18 protein-coding genes are annotated in these 15,811 nt (G+C 73.7%); 6 read left to right on the forward strand and 12 right to left on the reverse strand.

The genetic code is table 11. The features are described 5' to 3' along the window. Positions 1–85: 85 nt before the first annotated feature. Positions 86–883, reverse strand: a complete 798-nt coding sequence (locus QCD66_RS18450; protein ID WP_364220046.1) for an SAM-dependent methyltransferase — start codon at positions 881–883, stop codon at positions 86–88. Between the two features lie 198 nt (positions 884–1,081). Next, positions 1,082–1,384: a hypothetical protein gene (locus QCD66_RS18455; protein WP_375736925.1), complete on the reverse strand. Its 303-nt coding sequence runs from the start codon at positions 1,382–1,384 to the stop codon at positions 1,082–1,084. Between the two features lie 258 nt (positions 1,385–1,642). On the opposite strand from QCD66_RS18455, the gene QCD66_RS18460 reads away from it, so the two are divergent. Beyond that, a complete protein-coding gene (locus QCD66_RS18460; protein WP_364219853.1) occupies positions 1,643–2,536 on the forward strand; it encodes an amidohydrolase family protein in 894 nt (297 codons plus the stop codon). Between the two features lie 11 nt (positions 2,537–2,547). Here QCD66_RS18460 and QCD66_RS18465 read toward each other — a convergent pair whose 3' ends face one another. The 3 genes from QCD66_RS18465 to QCD66_RS18475 form a co-directional block, all read right to left on the reverse strand. After that, positions 2,548–3,021: a GNAT family N-acetyltransferase gene (locus tag QCD66_RS18465; protein WP_364219850.1), complete on the reverse strand. Its 474-nt coding sequence runs from the start codon at positions 3,019–3,021 to the stop codon at positions 2,548–2,550. 40 nt (positions 3,022–3,061) lie between these two features. Continuing rightward, positions 3,062–3,544 carry a hypothetical protein gene (locus tag QCD66_RS18470; RefSeq protein ID WP_407566687.1) on the reverse strand — a complete coding sequence of 161 codons (483 nt, stop codon included), beginning with the start codon at positions 3,542–3,544 and terminating at the stop codon, positions 3,062–3,064. Between the two features lie 61 nt (positions 3,545–3,605). Beyond that, positions 3,606–4,382 carry an alpha/beta fold hydrolase gene (locus tag QCD66_RS18475; RefSeq protein WP_364219844.1) on the reverse strand — a complete coding sequence of 259 codons (777 nt, stop codon included), beginning with the start codon at positions 4,380–4,382 and terminating at the stop codon, positions 3,606–3,608. A 102-nt stretch (positions 4,383–4,484) separates the two neighbouring features. Here QCD66_RS18475 and QCD66_RS18480 point away from each other — a divergent pair, with 102 nt between their 5' ends. Then, positions 4,485–7,637 (forward strand): BTAD domain-containing putative transcriptional regulator, encoded by a 3,153-nt coding sequence (locus QCD66_RS18480; protein ID WP_407566688.1) that lies wholly within the window; start codon positions 4,485–4,487, stop codon positions 7,635–7,637. Here QCD66_RS18480 and QCD66_RS18485 read toward each other — a convergent pair. Beyond that, a complete protein-coding gene (locus QCD66_RS18485; RefSeq protein WP_375736954.1) occupies positions 7,606–8,187 on the reverse strand; it encodes a dihydrofolate reductase family protein in 582 nt (193 codons plus the stop codon). The genes QCD66_RS18480 and QCD66_RS18485 overlap by 32 nt on opposite strands. 85 nt (positions 8,188–8,272) lie before the next feature. Here QCD66_RS18485 and QCD66_RS18490 point away from each other — a divergent pair, with 85 nt between their 5' ends. Beyond that, complete coding sequence (locus tag QCD66_RS18490) at positions 8,273–9,058, forward strand: alpha/beta fold hydrolase (RefSeq protein WP_364219835.1); 786 nt, start codon at positions 8,273–8,275, stop codon at positions 9,056–9,058. Positions 9,059–9,111: 53 nt separating this feature from the next. Next, complete coding sequence (locus QCD66_RS18495) at positions 9,112–9,834, forward strand: Clp protease N-terminal domain-containing protein (RefSeq protein ID WP_407566689.1); 723 nt, start codon at positions 9,112–9,114, stop codon at positions 9,832–9,834. A 13-nt stretch (positions 9,835–9,847) separates the two neighbouring features. On the opposite strand, the gene QCD66_RS18500 is transcribed toward QCD66_RS18495, so the two are convergent. The 4 genes from QCD66_RS18500 to QCD66_RS18515 form a co-directional block, all read right to left on the reverse strand. Further along, positions 9,848–10,150, reverse strand: a complete 303-nt coding sequence (locus QCD66_RS18500) for a transcriptional regulator (protein ID WP_364219829.1) — start codon at positions 10,148–10,150, stop codon at positions 9,848–9,850. Beyond that, positions 10,140–10,577 (reverse strand): hypothetical protein, encoded by a 438-nt coding sequence (locus tag QCD66_RS18505; RefSeq protein WP_364219826.1) that lies wholly within the window; start codon positions 10,575–10,577, stop codon positions 10,140–10,142. Before QCD66_RS18505 ends, QCD66_RS18500 begins: the two co-directional genes overlap by 11 nt. 116 nt (positions 10,578–10,693) lie before the next feature. Beyond that, positions 10,694–12,031, reverse strand: coding sequence for a cellulase family glycosylhydrolase (locus tag QCD66_RS18510; RefSeq protein WP_375736956.1), 1,338 nt, complete (start codon positions 12,029–12,031; stop codon positions 10,694–10,696). Positions 12,032–12,247: 216 nt separating this feature from the next. Beyond that, the gene (locus QCD66_RS18515) at positions 12,248–12,724 is read right to left on the reverse strand and encodes a hypothetical protein (RefSeq protein ID WP_375736957.1); all 477 of its coding nucleotides are present in this window, start codon (positions 12,722–12,724) and stop codon (positions 12,248–12,250) included. Positions 12,725–13,033: 309 nt separating this feature from the next. Here QCD66_RS18515 and QCD66_RS18520 point away from each other — a divergent pair, with 309 nt between their 5' ends. Next, complete coding sequence (locus QCD66_RS18520) at positions 13,034–13,765, forward strand: D-Ala-D-Ala carboxypeptidase family metallohydrolase (protein WP_375736958.1); 732 nt, start codon at positions 13,034–13,036, stop codon at positions 13,763–13,765. Positions 13,766–13,872: 107 nt separating this feature from the next. Here QCD66_RS18520 and QCD66_RS18525 read toward each other — a convergent pair whose 3' ends face one another. Beyond that, positions 13,873–14,565 (reverse strand): pentapeptide repeat-containing protein, encoded by a 693-nt coding sequence (locus QCD66_RS18525; protein ID WP_375736959.1) that lies wholly within the window; start codon positions 14,563–14,565, stop codon positions 13,873–13,875. Positions 14,566–14,713: 148 nt separating this feature from the next. On the opposite strand from QCD66_RS18525, the gene QCD66_RS18530 reads away from it, so the two are divergent. Continuing rightward, the gene (locus tag QCD66_RS18530) at positions 14,714–15,580 is read left to right on the forward strand and encodes a sulfurtransferase (RefSeq protein ID WP_375736960.1); all 867 of its coding nucleotides are present in this window, start codon (positions 14,714–14,716) and stop codon (positions 15,578–15,580) included. A gap of 19 nt (positions 15,581–15,599) precedes the next feature. Here QCD66_RS18530 and QCD66_RS18535 read toward each other — a convergent pair whose 3' ends face one another. Beyond that, entirely contained in the window at positions 15,600–15,761 is a 162-nt protein-coding gene (locus QCD66_RS18535) for a hypothetical protein (protein WP_364219806.1), read from the reverse strand. Positions 15,762–15,811: the final 50 nt, after the last annotated feature.

The following is a 15,811-nucleotide window of genomic DNA, read 5'->3' on the forward strand; positions in this document are numbered from 1 at the left end:
CTCGCGGGCCGGCTGAATCCCACCACCGGGCGGGTGACAGGAAACTCCCAGGTTCGCCGGCCGGCGAACCCGGGAGTCCCGGCGCTCAGCCGGGCTTGCGGGCGACCCCGGCCCAGTAGTAGGCGGCGTTCGGGTCGGCCGGCGGTGGGCCGTCCGGCCGCCACGCCAGCACCGGCACCACGCCGGGCTCCACGAGTTCCCAGTCGCCGAAGAACCGCTCCACCTCGGTGCGGGTGCGGGGCACCAGGGTCATGCCGCCGCGGCCGGCCGCCTCGACCACCTTCGCCATCGCCGCCGGGTCGAAGTCCTGGCCGGGGTGGGTGACGACGACGTAGCTGCCGGGCGGCAGGGCGTCCATCAACTCCCGGGACGTGCCCCACGGGTCGTCCTCGTCGGCGATCAGCATCAGCATCGCGACCAGCATCAGGGCCACCGGCCGGTCCAGGTCGAGGGTGCGGGCCAGCACCGGGTCGGCCAGGATCGACGCCGGGTCGCGCAGGTCGGCGTGGATGTATTCGGTCGCACCGGCACCGGCGTCGCCGATCAGCGCCCGGGAGTGGGCGAGCACGATCGGGTCGTTGTCGACGTAGACCACCCGGGCGTCGGGGACGTTCCGCTGGGCGACCTCGTGCAGGTTGGGGCTGGTCGGGATGCCGCTGCCGATGTCGAGGAACTGCCGTACGCCGGCCTCGCGCACCAGGTGGTCGACGACCCGGTCGAGGAACCGGCGGTTCTCCCGGGCCATCGTGCGGATGTCCGGGATCGCCTCGGCGAAGGCGGCGCCGACCGCCCGGTCGACCGCGAAGTTGTCGGTGCCGCCGAGCCACCAGTCGTACATCCGGGCCGAGTGGGCCACCGTGATGTCGACGCCGGGCGGGGCGATCTCGCGATCGGCCCGGACGTCCCGATCACCGGAGTCGTCCACTGTGGTGTCCCGCGCCGCCACCGCACCGCTGTCCTGAGCCACGATCACGCCTCCCGTCGCATCGCCGTCGATCCAGCCGACCTTAGCCGGCACTCAGTCCCGCCGGCAGCCCCGCCGGCGCGAGAGGGGCACGGTGAGCGGACGCGGCCCGCCAGGCTAACCGGCATGGTCCAGGGCGAACTCCTCCGCGCCGATGTCCGCGTAGACGTCGTCGCCGTTCTCGTCCAGTTCGCCGACATCGTCGAACCGCCGGCTGAACTCACGGACCACCTCCAGCGGGTGGCCGACGTGGTCCGCCATCATCCGCCAGAGCGCCCTGGTCCGAACCGGATCCACCGAACCCACCCCCGCCGGGGTCACGTACACGGTGACGCGATCGGAGTGCTCCTCCTTCACCGCCTTGCCCAGGCAGAGGGTCACCCGGCACTCCCAGCAGACCAGCCACGCCGCTTCCGACACTTCGCCGTCATCCCGTCCGGGGCCGCACCGCCGGCCCGTGGTCGTCGCCCACCCTGACCTCGCCCACCCGCTGCCTCCCACGATCGCGGCGGTCTCCGGATGCCGGGGGCGTCGGGAACCCCATCCGGGGGGTGGGGCGGTCCGGGGTGTCGGCAGGTCCGTTGCGGACCGCCCGGGACCCGGCCGTGTGCCCCGTCCGGGGGCTAGGGTCCAGGGACGCCCGCGACGCCGGCGGGCACTCGGGAAGGGAGAGCGCCGGTGACGACGCCCGGTCCACGCACCGACGCCGACGTGCCCGGCTACGTGCGCGGACTCGGCCTGCCCGGGCTGGCCGACGTGCACGTGCACTTCCTGCCCGAGCCGATGCTGCGCAAGGTGTGGGCGTACTTCGACCGGGCCGAGCGGAACTACGGCCTGCCGTGGCCGATCCACTACCGCACCGACGAGGCCGACCGTCTGCGCCGGCTGCGCGCCCTCGGCCTGCACGCGATCCCCGCCCTGTCGTACGCGCACAAGCCCGGGATGGCGCGCTGGCTCAACGACTGGGCCGCGGACTTCGCCGGCCGGGTCCCCGGCGGGCTGCACTGCGCCACCTTCTACCCCGAGCCGGACGTCACCGACGTCGTCCGCGACGCGCTGCGGCGTGGGGCGCGACTGTTCAAGGTGCACGTCCAGGTGGGCCGGTTCGCCCCGGACGACCCGCGCCTCGGCGACGCCTGGAGCCTGCTCGAGGCGGCCGGGGTCCCGGTCGTGATCCACGCCGGCTCCGCGCCGCTGGCCGGCGAGCACACCGGCACCGCGCCCGTACGCCGGCTGCTCGCCGACCACCCGCGGCTCACGCTGGTGATCGCCCACCTCGGCATGCCCGAGTACGACGGGTTCGCCGACCTCGTCGAGGCGTACCCGAACGTCCACCTCGACACCACGATGGCCGGCACCGACTTCAGCGACCGGTTCGCCCCGCTGCCGCGCCGGTACGTCGACCGGCTCGCCGGTCTCGGCCACCGCGTCGCGCTCGGCAGCGACTTCCCCAACATCCCCTACCCGTACGCGCACCAGCTCGCGGCGCTGGCCCGGCTGGATCTCGGCGACGGCTGGATGCGCGACGTGCTGTGGCACACCGGCGCCCGGCTGCTGCGGCTGCCCGGCTGAGCCGCCGGGAGTCAGCGTCCGGTCAGGGGCAGCTCGCCGACGGTCTGTCCGCCGCTGGTCTCCCCCGTCGGGCGGAAGCCGAGCCGCAGGTAGAACCCCTCCGGCCCGGACTCGCCCGGCTCCCAGGTCACCGTCGCCCGGTCCGCGCCGCGCCGGCGTACCTCGTCGCACACCGCGCCGACGGCGAAGCGGCCGTATCCCCGGCCCTGGTGTTCGGCGGCGATGTTCAGCCGCCAGATGCCGGACCGGACGTCGCCCGGGTCGTCCGGGGTCCACCTGACGGCGAGGAATCCCATCACGAAGCCGACGAGCCGGTCGCCGTCGTAGACCAGCCGGGGCCAGGCGACCTCGGGCCGCGCGTACGCCTCGGCCAGCGACCATGCGACCGGCTCGACGAAACGCTCCTGCTCGGGCCGGATCGCCAGGCGGCAGGCCGCCTCGACGTTGTCCGGGGTGACCTTCTCCAGCCGTAATGACGAAGACATGCCGGCACCGTACAAACCCGACCCCGGTGGGTTCGACGGATTAACCGCCGGGCGGCGTGGCGGGGCGTGCCGGCGGAGGGTCCAGCGGCGGGAGCGGGCGGCCGCGCAGGACGGCGGCGAACAGCAGGCCGAAGCCGAGCGCCATCAGCGGCAGCCCGGGCCCGAACGGCAGCTCGCCGACCCAGTTGCTGCTGCTCCGCTCGGGCATCGCCCCGAGGCTGACCGCGACCACGGCGAGCGCGAGGAACATGCCGGCGACCCCGGCGGTCACCGCCGTCATCGCCGCCGCCACCGAGCGGCCGGCCCACAGGCTGGCCACGACCGCCCCGGCGAGGAAGGGGATCGTCAGCAGCGTCCACCCGCCGCCGGTGCTCAGGGTCGCGTACTCCCATCCCGAGTACCACCACAGGTACGACGGGCCGACCTTGAACCACGGCAGCAGGTAGCCGGCGAGGGCGGCGACGGCGCCGACCAGCATCGCCGCGTCGGGCGCGGGCCGGTAGGGCCGCTCGTGGGCAGTCATCGCGGTCGACGGTAACAGCGCCCGACCAGTGCGTTGCGGCACCGGTCCGGCGCCGGCCGGCCTACGCGTCGAGGAACTCGTCGACCATCGGGGCCAGCCACTCGGCCCGCTGCGGCAGGCTCGTGTGCGTGGTGCCGGGCAGCACCGCCAGCCGGCACCGCGGCAACCCCACCAGGTCGCCGGCGACGCCGCCGCCGAGCAGCCGGAACATCCGCACCGCGTGCTCCGGCACGACGATGTCGGAGTCGGCGAGCACGACCATGGTCGGGGCGGCGAGGGCGCGGATCTGGTCGGCGGACCAGCGCGGCGGGTCGGCGTCGAGCCGCTTCACCTTGCCGACCAGGTTCGCCCATCCGGCCGGGTCCGGGGCGGTACGCAGGTACTCCTCGTGGAACTGCGAGCCGCGCAGGTGCTCGGGCCGCAGGTCCTGGATGCCGTCGAGCAGGCCGGGGTGCAGGCCGGACTCGTCGAAGCTTCCCGAGGCCAGGACGAGGCGGCCGACGCGGTCGGGGTGGTCGGTGCCGAGCCGCAGGGCGACGCCCGCGCCCATGCTCCACCCGAGTACGTCGGCGACGTCGACGCCCAGGTGGTCGAGCAGGCCGACGACGTCGGCGGCGAACCTCTCGTACGTCAGCGGCCGGTCGGCGTCGGCGGTACGGCCGTGCGCCTGGAACTCGACGGCGACGACCCGTCTCGTCCTCGCCAGCAGTGGCAGGAGGGCGCCGAACGAGGTGCCGATCGCGGAGAGCGCGCCGTGGAGCAGGACGAGCGGCCGGCCCTCGGCGGTGCCGTGCTCCTCGTAGTACATGCGCAGGTCGTCGACGGTCGCGTAGCTCATGGCGGGTTCCCCTCGGTGTGGCGGTGCGGGCGACGTCCACACCGTGCGGCACGCCGCTTACGGCCGGCTTCAGCTCGGCTTACCGCTTGTAGGGTGGCCGGCATGCAGTTCGGCGTACTCGGGCCGCTCGCCGTCACCACCGACGCCGGCGGGCCGGTCACCGTACCCGGGGCCAAGGTCCGGGCGCTGCTCGCCGACCTGCTGGCGAACCGCAACCAGGTCGTCTCCGCCGACCGGCTCATCGACGACCTGTGGGGTGACGCCCCGCCCGCGAACGCCGCCGGTGCGCTCCAGGTGCGGGTCTCGCAGCTCCGCAAGGCCCTCGACGACGCCGAACCGGGCGCCCGCGATCTGGTCGAGTCCCGGCCGCCCGGCTACGTCCTGCGGACCACGGCGGTCGACGCGGACCGCTTCGCCGAACTGTCCGGGGCGGGCGACGTCGAGCGGCTGGCGGCAGCGCTCGAACTGTGGCGCGGCGAGCCGTACGCCGACATCGCCGACGCGGAGTTCGTCCGCGCCGAGGCGACCGGCCTGGCCGAGCGGCGGCTCGCCGTGCACGAGCGGCTGGCCGACGCCCGGCTCGCCCGCGGCGAGCACGACCTGGTCGCCGCCGACCTCGCCGCGCTGGTCGCCCGCTATCCGCTGCGGGAGGGCCTGCGGGCACTGCACCTGCGCGCCCTGTACGCCGCCGGCCGCCAGTCCGAGGCCCTGGACAGCTACGCCGACCTGCGCGACCGGCTCGCCGACGAGCTGGGTCTCGACCCCGGTCCGGACCTCGTCGCCCTGCACCGCCGGATCCTGGCGCAGGACGCCGGCCTCAGCGCGCCACCGAGGTCCGCGCCGCCGGCCGCCGCACTGGTGATGCCTGGGCCGCCGCCGGCCGCCGCACTGGTGCGGAACAGCATCCCGGCCCGGTTGGACGAACTGGTCGGCCGGGCCGAGGCGCTGACCGAGCTGCGCGTCCTGCTGGCCGGGCGGCGGCTGGTGACGCTCGTCGGGCCGGGCGGCGTCGGCAAGACGCGGCTGGCGACCGAGGCCGCCCGGGAGGCCGGCACCGCGCCGGACGGTGTGGACGGGCCGGTGTTCCCGGACGGGGTCCACCTGGTCGAGCTGGCGGCGCTGCCGGCCGGTGACCCGGGCGTCGCCGACCGGGTCCTCGCCGCGCTGGACGTCCACGAGAGCACGGGCGCCGGCGGCGCCGCCGGGGGCCGGCTGCTGGCGGCGCTGCGGCACCGGCGGCTGCTGCTCGTGCTCGACAACTGCGAACATGTGGTCGAACCGGCCGCCGACCTGGTCGCCCGGCTGCTGCGCGACGCGCCCGGGGTCACCGTACTGGCGACCAGCCGGGAGCCGCTCGGGCTGACCGGGGAGCTGCTGTGGGACGTACCGCCGCTCGCCGTGCCCGCCGACGACGGCGACGTCGACGCGGTACGCCGGTCGGCGGCGGCCCGGTTGTTCGCGGCCCGGGCCGCCGCCCGGCAGCGCGACTTCCGCCTCGACGAGCGGACGGCGCCGGCCGTCGCGCGGCTCTGCCGCCGGCTCGACGGCCTGCCGCTGGCCCTGGAGCTGGCGGCGACCCGGGTCCGGTCGCTCGGCCTGGCCGGTGTCGTCGACCGGCTCGACGACCGGTTCGGGCTGCTCGCCACCTCCGCCCGTGACGTGCCGGCCCGGCAGCGCACGCTGACCGCGGTGATCGGCTGGAGCTGGGACCTGCTCGACGACCGGGAACGTGCGGTGCTCGCGCGGCTCGCCGTGTTCGGCGACGGCTGCACCCTGGACGCGGCCCGGGCGGTCTGCGCCGCCGACTCCGACGTGCTGGGCCGGCTGGTCGACCGGTCGCTGTTGGTCCTGGACGAGACGGCCGGCGGCCCGCGCTACCGGCTGCTGGAGTCGGTCGCGGCGTTCGCGCTGGAGCGGCTGGCCGACGCCGACGCCGTACGGGCCCGGCACGCCTCGTACCACACCGAGCTGGCCGAGCGCGCCGATCCGGCCCTGCGCGGCCCCGGACAGCGGTCGTGGCTGGCCCGGCTCGACGCCGAGGACGCGAACCTGCGGCTGGCGCTCGCGTACGGCGACGGGTCCCGCCTCGCCGTCGCCCTGACCTGGTACTGGTTTCTGCGCGGGCGGTTCACCGAGGCGGCGCAGGCGCTGTCGGCGGCCGGCGACGACGCCCGGGCGGTCGCCTGGCGGGCCGGCTTCGCACTGTTGCAGGGCGCCCACGTGTCGCCCGCCGAGGCCCGCGCCGCCGTGGCCCGCGCCGCCGACCCGCGGGTCACCTGGTTCGTCGCGTACGCGCTGGTCGACCGCGGCGAGCTGGACCTGGCCGCGGAGCTGCTGTCCGTGGCGGCCGACGCCGGCGACCGCTGGACCGAGGCCGCCGTGCTCAGCTCCCGGGCCAAGCTGGCGCACGCCGCCGGTGACCTGGCCGCCCTCGAGCGCGACGCCACGCGCTGCGCCCGGCTGTTCGCCGAACTCGGCGACCGGTGGGGTCGGCTCCAGGCGACCGACTGGGTCGGTGGCCTCGCCGACCTGCGGGGCGAGTACGACCGCGCCGCCGCGATGCACCACGAGGGCCTGCGGTGGGCACGGGAGCTGACGCTGTGGCCGGAGGTGGGCAGCAAGCTCTCCTGGCTGGCGTGGATCGCCGTGCAGACCCGCGACTACGCCCGGGCCCGCGAGCTGGGTGAGGAGGCCTACCGGCTGGCGGTCGAGCAGGCCGCGCCGGCGGCGATGGTCTTCGCGGAACTGAGCCTGGGCATTGCGGCCCGTCGCGACGGCAAGCTCGACGTGGCGGTCACCCACCTGGAGCACCTGGTGGAGATGGGTCGCCGCGACCCCCAGCCGGCGCTGTTCCTGCCGATGGTCCTGCTGGAGCTGGGCTACGCGGCCGAGCAGGGCGGCGATCCGGCGGCCGCGCTGGCGCTGCACGCCGAGGCGTTCGACCTGGCGTGGGCGATGGCCGCCCAGCGGGACGCGGTCGGCGCGCTGGAGGGCATGGCGTCGGCGGCGGGTGACCCGGGCGTGGCGGCCCGGCTGCTGGGCGCGGCGCGGGCGGCCCGGTCCGCGGCCGACTTCGGGGCGGCGCCGGCCGAGCGTGACGCACTCGACCGGATCACCGCCCGGCTGGTCGCCGCGCTCGGCCGGGCCGAGTTCGACGCCCTGGTCGCGCGGGGGCGCGACCTGGGCCCGGCGGAGGCCCGGGCCCTGGTCCGGCCGTCGCCGGCTACCGCCCCGCCGGCCGGTACGTCGCGATGATCACGCCGTTCTTCATGACCCGGGTGTCGGCGAGTTCCAGGGTCGCCGTGGCGTCGGCGAGCGGGGACGTGACGCTGGGACCACCGACGAGGACCGGGTGGATCCAGAACACGGCCTCGTCGAGCAGGCCGGCGGCGAGCAGGGTGTGGGCGACCGGGCCGTAGCCGTACATGAGGATGTTCTTCCCGTCCTGGGCCTTGAGCCTGGTGACCTCCTCGACCAGGTCGCCCCGCAGGACCGTGGTGTTGTTCCAGGCCGGGTCGGTCAGGGTGGTCGAGGCGACGTACTTGCGGACGCCGTTCATGTAGCCGGCGCCGTCGGCCTCCGACATCTTCGGCCACGCCTCGGCGAAGCCCTCGTAGGTGGCGCGGCCCATCAGCAGGGCGTCGGCGCCCTTCTGCAACGAGTCGGCGAACGCACCGGCCTCGTCGTCGAAGTACGGCATCGTCCACATCGGGTTCTCGATGACACCGTCGAGGGTGATGTACGTCGACGCGATGATCTTGCGCATTGCTTCCTCCAGGCTGTTCTCCGTTGACACCCGGAACACTGCCCGCTCCCCCTTACGGTTTCCTTCAGGTGGCCTTACCGGTCACCCGGCGCGAGGTGTCGTACGGCCGTGCCACCGTGTGGGCATGACCGAATTCGTGACCTCTGCGGACGGGACCCGGATCGCCTTCGACGTCGAGGGTGACGGGCCGCCGGTCATCCTGATCGGCGGGGCGATGCAGTTCCGCGCCTTCGACCCCGACACCGTCCAGCTCGCCCACCGGCTCGCGGCCCGTGGCTTCACGGTCGTCAACTACGACCGGCGCGGGCGCGGGGAGAGCGGCGCCGGGTCGGTCGGTGCCCTGGAGTCCGAGATCGACGACCTGGCGGCGCTGGTCGGGCGGGTCGGCGGCCGGGCCGCGCTCTACGGGAGTTCGTCGGGCGCGGTCATCGCGTTGTGGGCCGCGCAGGCCGGGGTCGGCGCGACCCGGCTCGCGCTGTGGGAGGCACCGCTGGCGCTGGAGGGGCAGGGCGACGGCGGGGAGACCCTTCGCGGCCTGCGGGAGCGGATCGCGGCCGGTGACCACGAGGGCGCCGTCGAGTTCTTCATGCGCGACATGCCGCCGGAGTGGCTCGCCGGCTCGAAGGCCGGCCCGGCCTGGCCGGTGATGGTGGGGATCGCGCCGTCGCTGGTCGCCGACGCGGCGGCGCTGACGAGGGCGCAGGAGGCGCCGTGGGCGCGGCAGTGGTCGGCGGTGGACGTGCCGGTGCTGGCCATCGTCGGCGAGCGGACGCTGCCGCTCTTCCCGCCGGCCGCCGCCGCGCTGGTGGCCGCGCTCCCCCGCGCCCGGCGGGTGACCGTGCCGGGCACCGACCACGGCTGGCAGCTCGACGCGATGACCGACACCCTCGCCGGATTCCTGACGGACTGAGAAAGCGTCAACTGCCAGTTGACGACCGTTCGTCGTCAACTTATGGTTGACGCATGACGAACCCTGTTCAGATGCCCGCCGAGGTACGCCTCGACGACCTCATCGAGGGCATCAAGAAGGTCCACACCGACGCGCTCGAGCGGCTCTCCACCGCCGTCATCGCCGCCGACCACCTCGGCGAGATCGCCGACCACCTCATCGGCCACTTCGTCGACCAGGCCCGCCGCTCCGGCGCCTCCTGGACGGATATCGGCCGCAGCATGGGGGTCAGCAAGCAGGCGGCGCAGAAGCGTTTCGTCGCCAAGGCCGGCGACGTGCCGGTCTTCGATCCCAGCCAGGGCTTCAACCGCTTCACCGACCGGGCCCGCAACGTGGTCATGGCCGCGCAGGAGGAGGCCCGGGCCGCCGGCAACGACGAGATCCGCCCGGCGCACATGGTGCTCGGACTGCTGGCCGAGCCGGAAGGGCTGGCCGTCAAGGCGATCGCCGCCCAGGGCGTACCGCCGGAGCGGGTGCGCGACGTCGCCGCCGCCACCCTGCCGGCGGCGACGGCCGAGGTACCGGAGCTGATCCCGTACGACGCGCAGGCGAAGAAGGCGCTGGAGTTGACGTTCCGGGAGGCGATCCGGCTCGGTCACAACTACATCGGCACCGAGCACATCCTGCTCGCCCTGCTGGAGTTCGAGAACGGCACCGGGGTGCTCGCCGACCTCGGCGTCGACAAGGCCGCCGCCCGCGAGTGGATCGAGACCGTACTGCGCAAGTACCGGGCGTGAGGGTCCGCCGCGGTCAGCTCCCGTCGGCCGCGACGATCTGCCGCAACGCCCGTACGTGGGCCGAGTAGGCCCGGGCACCCTCGGGCGTGAGCGACAGCCACACCCTGCTGCGCAGGTCGCGGGTCGCCCGGTCCTGCCGGACGTAGCCGGCGTCGGCGAGCTGGGTCAGGTGCTTGCTGAGCGCGGACTTGGAGAGTCCGAGGTGGTCCTGCAGGTGCTGGAACTCCACCTTGCGGGCGGCGCTGAGCATGGCGCAGATCCGCAGCCGGTGGGGTGCGTGGATCATCTCGTTGAAGGCGGGGATCTCAGCGTCCATCGCCGTACGCCCGCCGGTAGACGTGTCCGGTACGCAGGACGACCGCGGCCGCCACGACACCTCCGACGATCCAGATCCACCAGGCGCCGGTGAGCGCCGAGACGGCCCAGCATCCGCCGAAGGTGGCGAGCATGACGGCCAGGAACGGGGCCATGTCGGTGAACTTCACCGCGGCCCACGACACTCCCTCGCGGTTGAGCCAGTACCTCGCCCCGAGAACGATCGCGACGACGGTCAGGGCGAGGCTCGCCTTGCCCGCGTCGGACGGCGGCAGGAGGCGGACCACATGGAGTCCGGCCACGAGGGCCGCCATCGCGACGAAGAACCAGCGCGGGATCGGCGGGTAGCGGACGGCGTCCTCGTCGTCGGCGAGTTGGCGGAGCATTTCCCGGGCCTGCCGGGGCGAAGGGTTCGACTCTGTTTCCATGACGGAAACTGTACGGGTGAGTTTCCATGATGGCAACTCACCCGTACGGCGGGGTTCGGGAAGGTCGGCGGCGTGCCGGCCGGGGCACCGTGGCCCCGACCGTCACGCCGTCCGGGTCAGCTCCCGGAGCAGGAGGCCACCGGAGCACGGTTGGCCCCGGTCCACGATCCGAGGAAGCCGAAGGTGGTGCTGGCGCCGGCCGCAAGGGTGCCGTTGTAGCTCACATTGCGGGCGGTCACCGCCGACCCACTGCTGGTGACCGTCGCGTTCCACGCGTTGGAGACGGTCTGGCCGTCGGCGAACGTCCAGGTCACCGTCCACTGCCGCAACGCCGTGTTCCCGGCGGTCACCCGCACCTCACCCTGGAACCCGCCCGGCCACTGGTTCAGCACCGTGTACGTGGCGGTGCAGGCACCGGCCGGCGGCGTGGGCGTCGGCGGGGTCGTGGGCGGGGTCGTGGGCGGCGTGGTCGGCGTCGTTCCGCCGAAGATGGTCGCCTCCCGCGCGGTGGCCCGGATGCCGTGCGGGCCGTTGAAGATGCGCTCGCCCCAGGTGGTGAGCCGGGCGGGGTCGAAGCTGGTGGCCATGTCCAGGATCGGGTCGGTGTTACCGCTCCACGACCACCCGAGGTAGCCGAGGTCGCGGGCGTCCGCCTCGGCGAGCAGGGTTTCGTGGTCGACCTCGCCGGCGTTGAACCGCCAGCCGAACTCGCCGATGACCAGCGGCCAGCCGTTGGCCTCGAAGTGGTCGAGGTAGCCGACGATGCTCGCCGCGGTGTTGTAGACGGCGTACATGTGGATCGACAGCACGGTGTTCCGCCGCACGTCGGCGTCGAGGATCGTCTGCGCGTCGTTCCGCATGACGGACTGCCAGTCCTGGCCCCAGTTCGGGCCGTCGACCATCAGCAGGTGCTGGAAGCCGTTGGCACGCATGCGCTGGATCGCGGCGGCGGTCGCGGCGGTCCACTGGCCGGCGTTCACGTTGCCGATCGGCTCGTTGCCGATGTTGATCACAACGTAGTTCTCCTCGCCCACCAGGGCGCTCTTCTGGCTGATCCAGTAGTCGACGGCCTCGTCCAGGGAGGCGGCCGCGCCCTCCTCGCCGTACCCGGTGGTGTCGTGCACCTCCAGCACGCAGATCAGCTTGTTCTGCTTGCACAGGCCGATCACGGCGGCGACGTCGTTGGACGGGCCCCACCGCTTGCCGGTGCCCAGCACGACGCGCACGGTGTTGGCCCCGAGCGCCTTGACGTCGGCGAACGAGTCGGTCTCGCCGGTGAACCAGACGTGCGGGTGGTTCACCCCACGCATGACGAACGGTTCGCCGTTGGCCTCGACGATGGTGGTCCCGTCGATGTGCAGACCGACCGCGGCGTGGGCCGGTGGTACGAACATCAGGGCGGAGGCGGCGAGCGCGACGATCGCGGCGCCGACGACGGTGAGTGGTCTTCTCATGAGCTGCCTCGAAGGTGAGGGCCGGCCCCGGAGCCGGGGCACGACGGCGTACGCCACGGGCATGGGCCCCGGCGAGCGCTGCCCCTGCGCTCGCGGACGTGCCCGGCCCGCTGACGTGTGACGATTGTCCCGGCTCGGGGACGAAGGTTACGCGTCGAGGCTGATCGATGCAATGTGAGCGCTCACCGACGCCGGGCCGGCGGGCACCGGACCGGCTCAGCACCCGGGCTGGTGGATCCACCCCACGCCGACGCCGTGGACGGAGTCGACGGCGCCGATCGTCCGTACGCACTCGACCGGGGCGTAGAGCATGTCGCCCCAGCTCACCGCGCCGGCGACCCAGGGCTGCGTCCAGGTGAACCGGGCTTCCCCGGGCGGCGTGTCGCGGTAGATGTTCGTCGTCATCCCGCCGGGCCATCCGGTCGGCGCCGCGAACCTCGTCCGTACGGAGATCCAGTTGGTCCCGCAGTTCCTGCTGTACCAGAGGTATCCCGTGCCGACACTCGTGGCGGAGAAGGTCACGATGTCGACCGTCTGGAGCAGGACCATGGAGGACGCACACCCGCTGTCGTACGGGTCCTGGTTGTCGTATCCGTATCCGCTGCGCGCGGCGGCCGGGGCGGCGCCGCCGAGGGCGGCGACGAGGCCCGCGACCACGGCGACCGCCACCGACGCCGATCGTCCGAATCCCATCCATCTCTCCGTTCCGGTCCGGCCGATCCGGCGACCCTCCGTCGCCGCGACCGCTCGACCCGGTGTCGACGCTAGGTCTGCGCGGGCCGGCCGGACCGGCCTCGTTGCACGGGCGAAGAATCCCGCAACGGCGGCTGTCGACCGCCCACCGAACGGCATCCGGCGGCCCCTGGGGGACGGCGCCGCACCGGCACTCTCGGGCAGGAAAGTTTCCGAATGTTACGAACGGCTGTCAGATATTGACATAGATCCCCTTCTCAGTCACGCTCGTCGATGCGCTTGATCCCCACCACAAATGGAGGCTCACGAATGTTCAGACGTGCTTCGAAGATGCTGGCGGCGCTCGTCCTCACAGCCGCGGCCACACTGGTCGGCGCCACCGTCGGCGCGTCCCCCGCCTACGCCGACGGCTGCTACACCTGGGGCCGCACCCTCCAGCAGGGCGCCTCGGGCGAGGACGTACGGCAGCTCCAGATCCGGGTCGCCGGCTACCCGGGCTACAACGCCCAGCTCGCCATCGACGGCGTCTTCGGCCCGGCCACCCGCTCGGCCGTCATCCGCTTCCAGCAGGCGTACGGCCTGGCCGCCGACGGCGTCGCCGGCCCCAACACGTTCAACCGCATCTACGCGCTGCAGGACAACGACTGCACCCCGGTCAACTTCAGCTACGCCGAACTCAACAAGTGCAACAGCACCTGGTCCGGCGGTGCGGTGTCAGCCGCGACCGCCCGCGCCAACGCGCTGGTCAGCATGTGGAAGCTCCAGGCGCTGCGGCGCGCGCTGGGCGACCAGCCGATCCGGGTGACCAGCGGCTTCCGCAGCTACTCGTGCAACAGCGCGGTCGGCGGCGCGAGCAACAGCCGGCACCTCTACGGCGACGCCGTAGACCTCGGCGCCGGCCCGCACACCCTGTGCCGCCTCGCCCAGCAGGCCCGCTACCACGGCTTCCGGCAGATCCTCGGCCCCGGCTACCCCGGCCACAACGACCACACCCACGTCGCCGCGGTAGGCGGCTGGTCCGCCCCGTCCTGCGGCATGTAACCCCCACTCCCCCGCGATCTTGCACTAGTCACCCGACAAACCCAGACAAAGGCGGGAGACAACTGCAAGATCGCGGGGGCTCGGGGGCGCCCGGGGCGCCCCGAAGCTCAGGGCTCGGGGGCGATGCGTACGCCCAGGGCGGCGGCGAAGACGTGGGCCAACTGGATCAGGTCGGCCGCCTCGACGACCGCGCCCCGCCAGTTCGTCACCCCGGCCACGTCCAGCAGCACACAGTCGCGGAACCGGGTGCCGGTCATCGTGGCGTTGTCGAACCGGGCGCCGGTCAGGTCGCAGCCGACGAACGCCGCCCCGCCCAGGTCGGCACCGGTGAAGTCGGCGCCGGTGAGGTTGCAGCCCTCGAAGCGTACGGCCGTGAAGCGGGTGAACCGCCAGCCCGACAGATCCATCCGGCACGCCTCGAACACCACGTCGCAGGCGACCGCGTCGACGAGGGCGAAGCCGGTCATCCGCGAGTCGGCGGCCCGCACCCGGAGCAGGGTCGCCGACGGCATCCGCAGGTTGGCCCAGTCGCCGCTCTCGACCAGACAGTCGGTGAGGCGGGCCCGGGACAGCGTCGTACCGGCCAGCGTGGTGTGGCGCATCCGGCACTGGGTGAACTCGACCGCCTCGGCCCGCCGGCCGGACAGGTCGAGGTCGACGAAGCCGAGCCGCTCGTAGCCGGCCTCGGTGTCGAGGTCGTGGTCGGGCAGCACGGCCGGGTCGAGTGACGCCGGCGGCCGCGGCCGGGCCGGCTCGGCCGGCACCCGCGCCGGTCGGGTTCGCGGTCGGGACAGGGACACCGGGTCACCCTACGGCAGCGCCGGGGCCGGGCCGGCACCTGCGGTGACCGGCGACACGTTCCGGAATGATCAAGCTCTGGACCAGCTTGTACGTCGAATAGACCCTACTTTTCCGGTAGGCGATCGACGACTGTGACGGAGTGACGCGATGACGGCCCTGCCCACCCCACTGGTCTCCACCGACTGGCTCGCCGATCACCTCGACGACCCCGACGTACGGATCCTCGACGCGACCGTGCACCTGGCCGCGCCGGAGCCGGGCAGCACGCAGTGGAGCCAGCGGTCCGGACACGACGACTACCTCGCCGCCCACATCCCGGGCGCGGCGTTCGCCGACATCATCGACGACCTGTCCGAGCCCGACGGCGGCTGGTTCACCAAGCCGTCCCCGGCCCGGTTCGCCGCCGCCGCCGGCCGCCTCGGTATCGGCCCGGACAGCCGCGTCGTCGTCTACTCGCTCGACCCGTTCTGGGCCACCCGGGTCTGGTGGCTGCTGCGGGCCAACGGCTTCGACAACGTCGCCGTGCTCGACGGCGGCTTCCGCAAGTGGACCGCGGAGGGCCGGCCGACCCGCGCCGGCGCGGAGAGCTACCCGGCGGCCGGGTTCGTCGGCAGCCCACGCCCGCAACTGTTCGCCGAACTCGCCGAGGTCGAGCGGGTCGTCGAGAGCGGCTCCGGGGCATGCCTGATCAACAGCCTGTCGCCGCAGGACCACCACGCGACGCAGACCAACAGCTACCCCCGCCCCGGCCGGATCCCCGGCAGCGTCAACGTGTTCGTCGGCGCGCTGCTCGACCCGGCCGACGGCACGTTCAGGCCGGTCGACGAGCTGCGCGAGATCTTCGCCGACGTACTGGCCCGGCCGGGCCGCAAGGTCACGTACTGCGGTGGCGGGATCGCGGCGACCGGCGACGCGCTGGCGCTGACCCTGCTCGGCGAGGCCGACGTCGCCGTCTACGACGGCTCGCTGCGCGAGTGGACCAGCGACCCCCGGCTGCCGCTCGAGGTCGGCTGATCCACCCACGCGCGTGGCGTCAGGCCGGGCTGCCGAACGGCGCCCACCCGGCGCTGCCGAGCGGACCCTCGCAGAACGGCGCGGTGCGGGCCGCCGGTCTCACGCCGTTGCCGGCCCCGTACTCCGACTCCTCCAGGTCCTCGGCGTAGAGGTCGAGTTCCACCGGGTTCGTCAGCTCCATGACTGCCTCCTTCTGATCGGACCGTCCCGGCCGTGACCGGCCGGGACACC

This window comes from Polymorphospora sp. A560 (assembly GCF_045781765.1).
Lineage (GTDB): Bacteria > Actinomycetota > Actinomycetes > Mycobacteriales > Micromonosporaceae > Polymorphospora > Polymorphospora lycopeni.

Excerpts from the sequence above, each read along its gene's own strand:
- QCD66_RS18535 (WP_364219806.1), bottom strand. The coding sequence starts at position 15,761 with ATGGAGCTGACGAACCCGGTGGAACTCGACCTCTACGCCGAGGACCTG.
- QCD66_RS18480 (WP_407566688.1), top strand. The coding sequence starts at position 4,485 with ATGCAGTTCGGCGTACTCGGGCCGCTCGCCGTCACCACCGACGCCGGC.
- QCD66_RS18520 (WP_375736958.1), top strand. The coding sequence starts at position 13,034 with ATGTTCAGACGTGCTTCGAAGATGCTGGCGGCGCTCGTCCTCACAGCC.
- QCD66_RS18470 (WP_407566687.1), bottom strand. The coding sequence starts at position 3,544 with ATGACTGCCCACGAGCGGCCCTACCGGCCCGCGCCCGACGCGGCGATG.
- QCD66_RS18475 (WP_364219844.1), bottom strand. The coding sequence starts at position 4,382 with ATGAGCTACGCGACCGTCGACGACCTGCGCATGTACTACGAGGAGCAC.
- QCD66_RS18510 (WP_375736956.1), bottom strand. The coding sequence starts at position 12,031 with ATGAGAAGACCACTCACCGTCGTCGGCGCCGCGATCGTCGCGCTCGCC.
- QCD66_RS18465 (WP_364219850.1), bottom strand. The coding sequence starts at position 3,021 with ATGTCTTCGTCATTACGGCTGGAGAAGGTCACCCCGGACAACGTCGAG.
- QCD66_RS18530 (WP_375736960.1), top strand. The coding sequence starts at position 14,714 with ATGACGGCCCTGCCCACCCCACTGGTCTCCACCGACTGGCTCGCCGAT.
- QCD66_RS18515 (WP_375736957.1), bottom strand. The coding sequence starts at position 12,724 with ATGGGATTCGGACGATCGGCGTCGGTGGCGGTCGCCGTGGTCGCGGGC.
- QCD66_RS18490 (WP_364219835.1), top strand. The coding sequence starts at position 8,273 with ATGACCGAATTCGTGACCTCTGCGGACGGGACCCGGATCGCCTTCGAC.
- QCD66_RS18500 (WP_364219829.1), bottom strand. The coding sequence starts at position 10,150 with ATGGACGCTGAGATCCCCGCCTTCAACGAGATGATCCACGCACCCCAC.
- QCD66_RS18505 (WP_364219826.1), bottom strand. The coding sequence starts at position 10,577 with ATGGAAACAGAGTCGAACCCTTCGCCCCGGCAGGCCCGGGAAATGCTC.
- QCD66_RS18495 (WP_407566689.1), top strand. The coding sequence starts at position 9,112 with ATGACGAACCCTGTTCAGATGCCCGCCGAGGTACGCCTCGACGACCTC.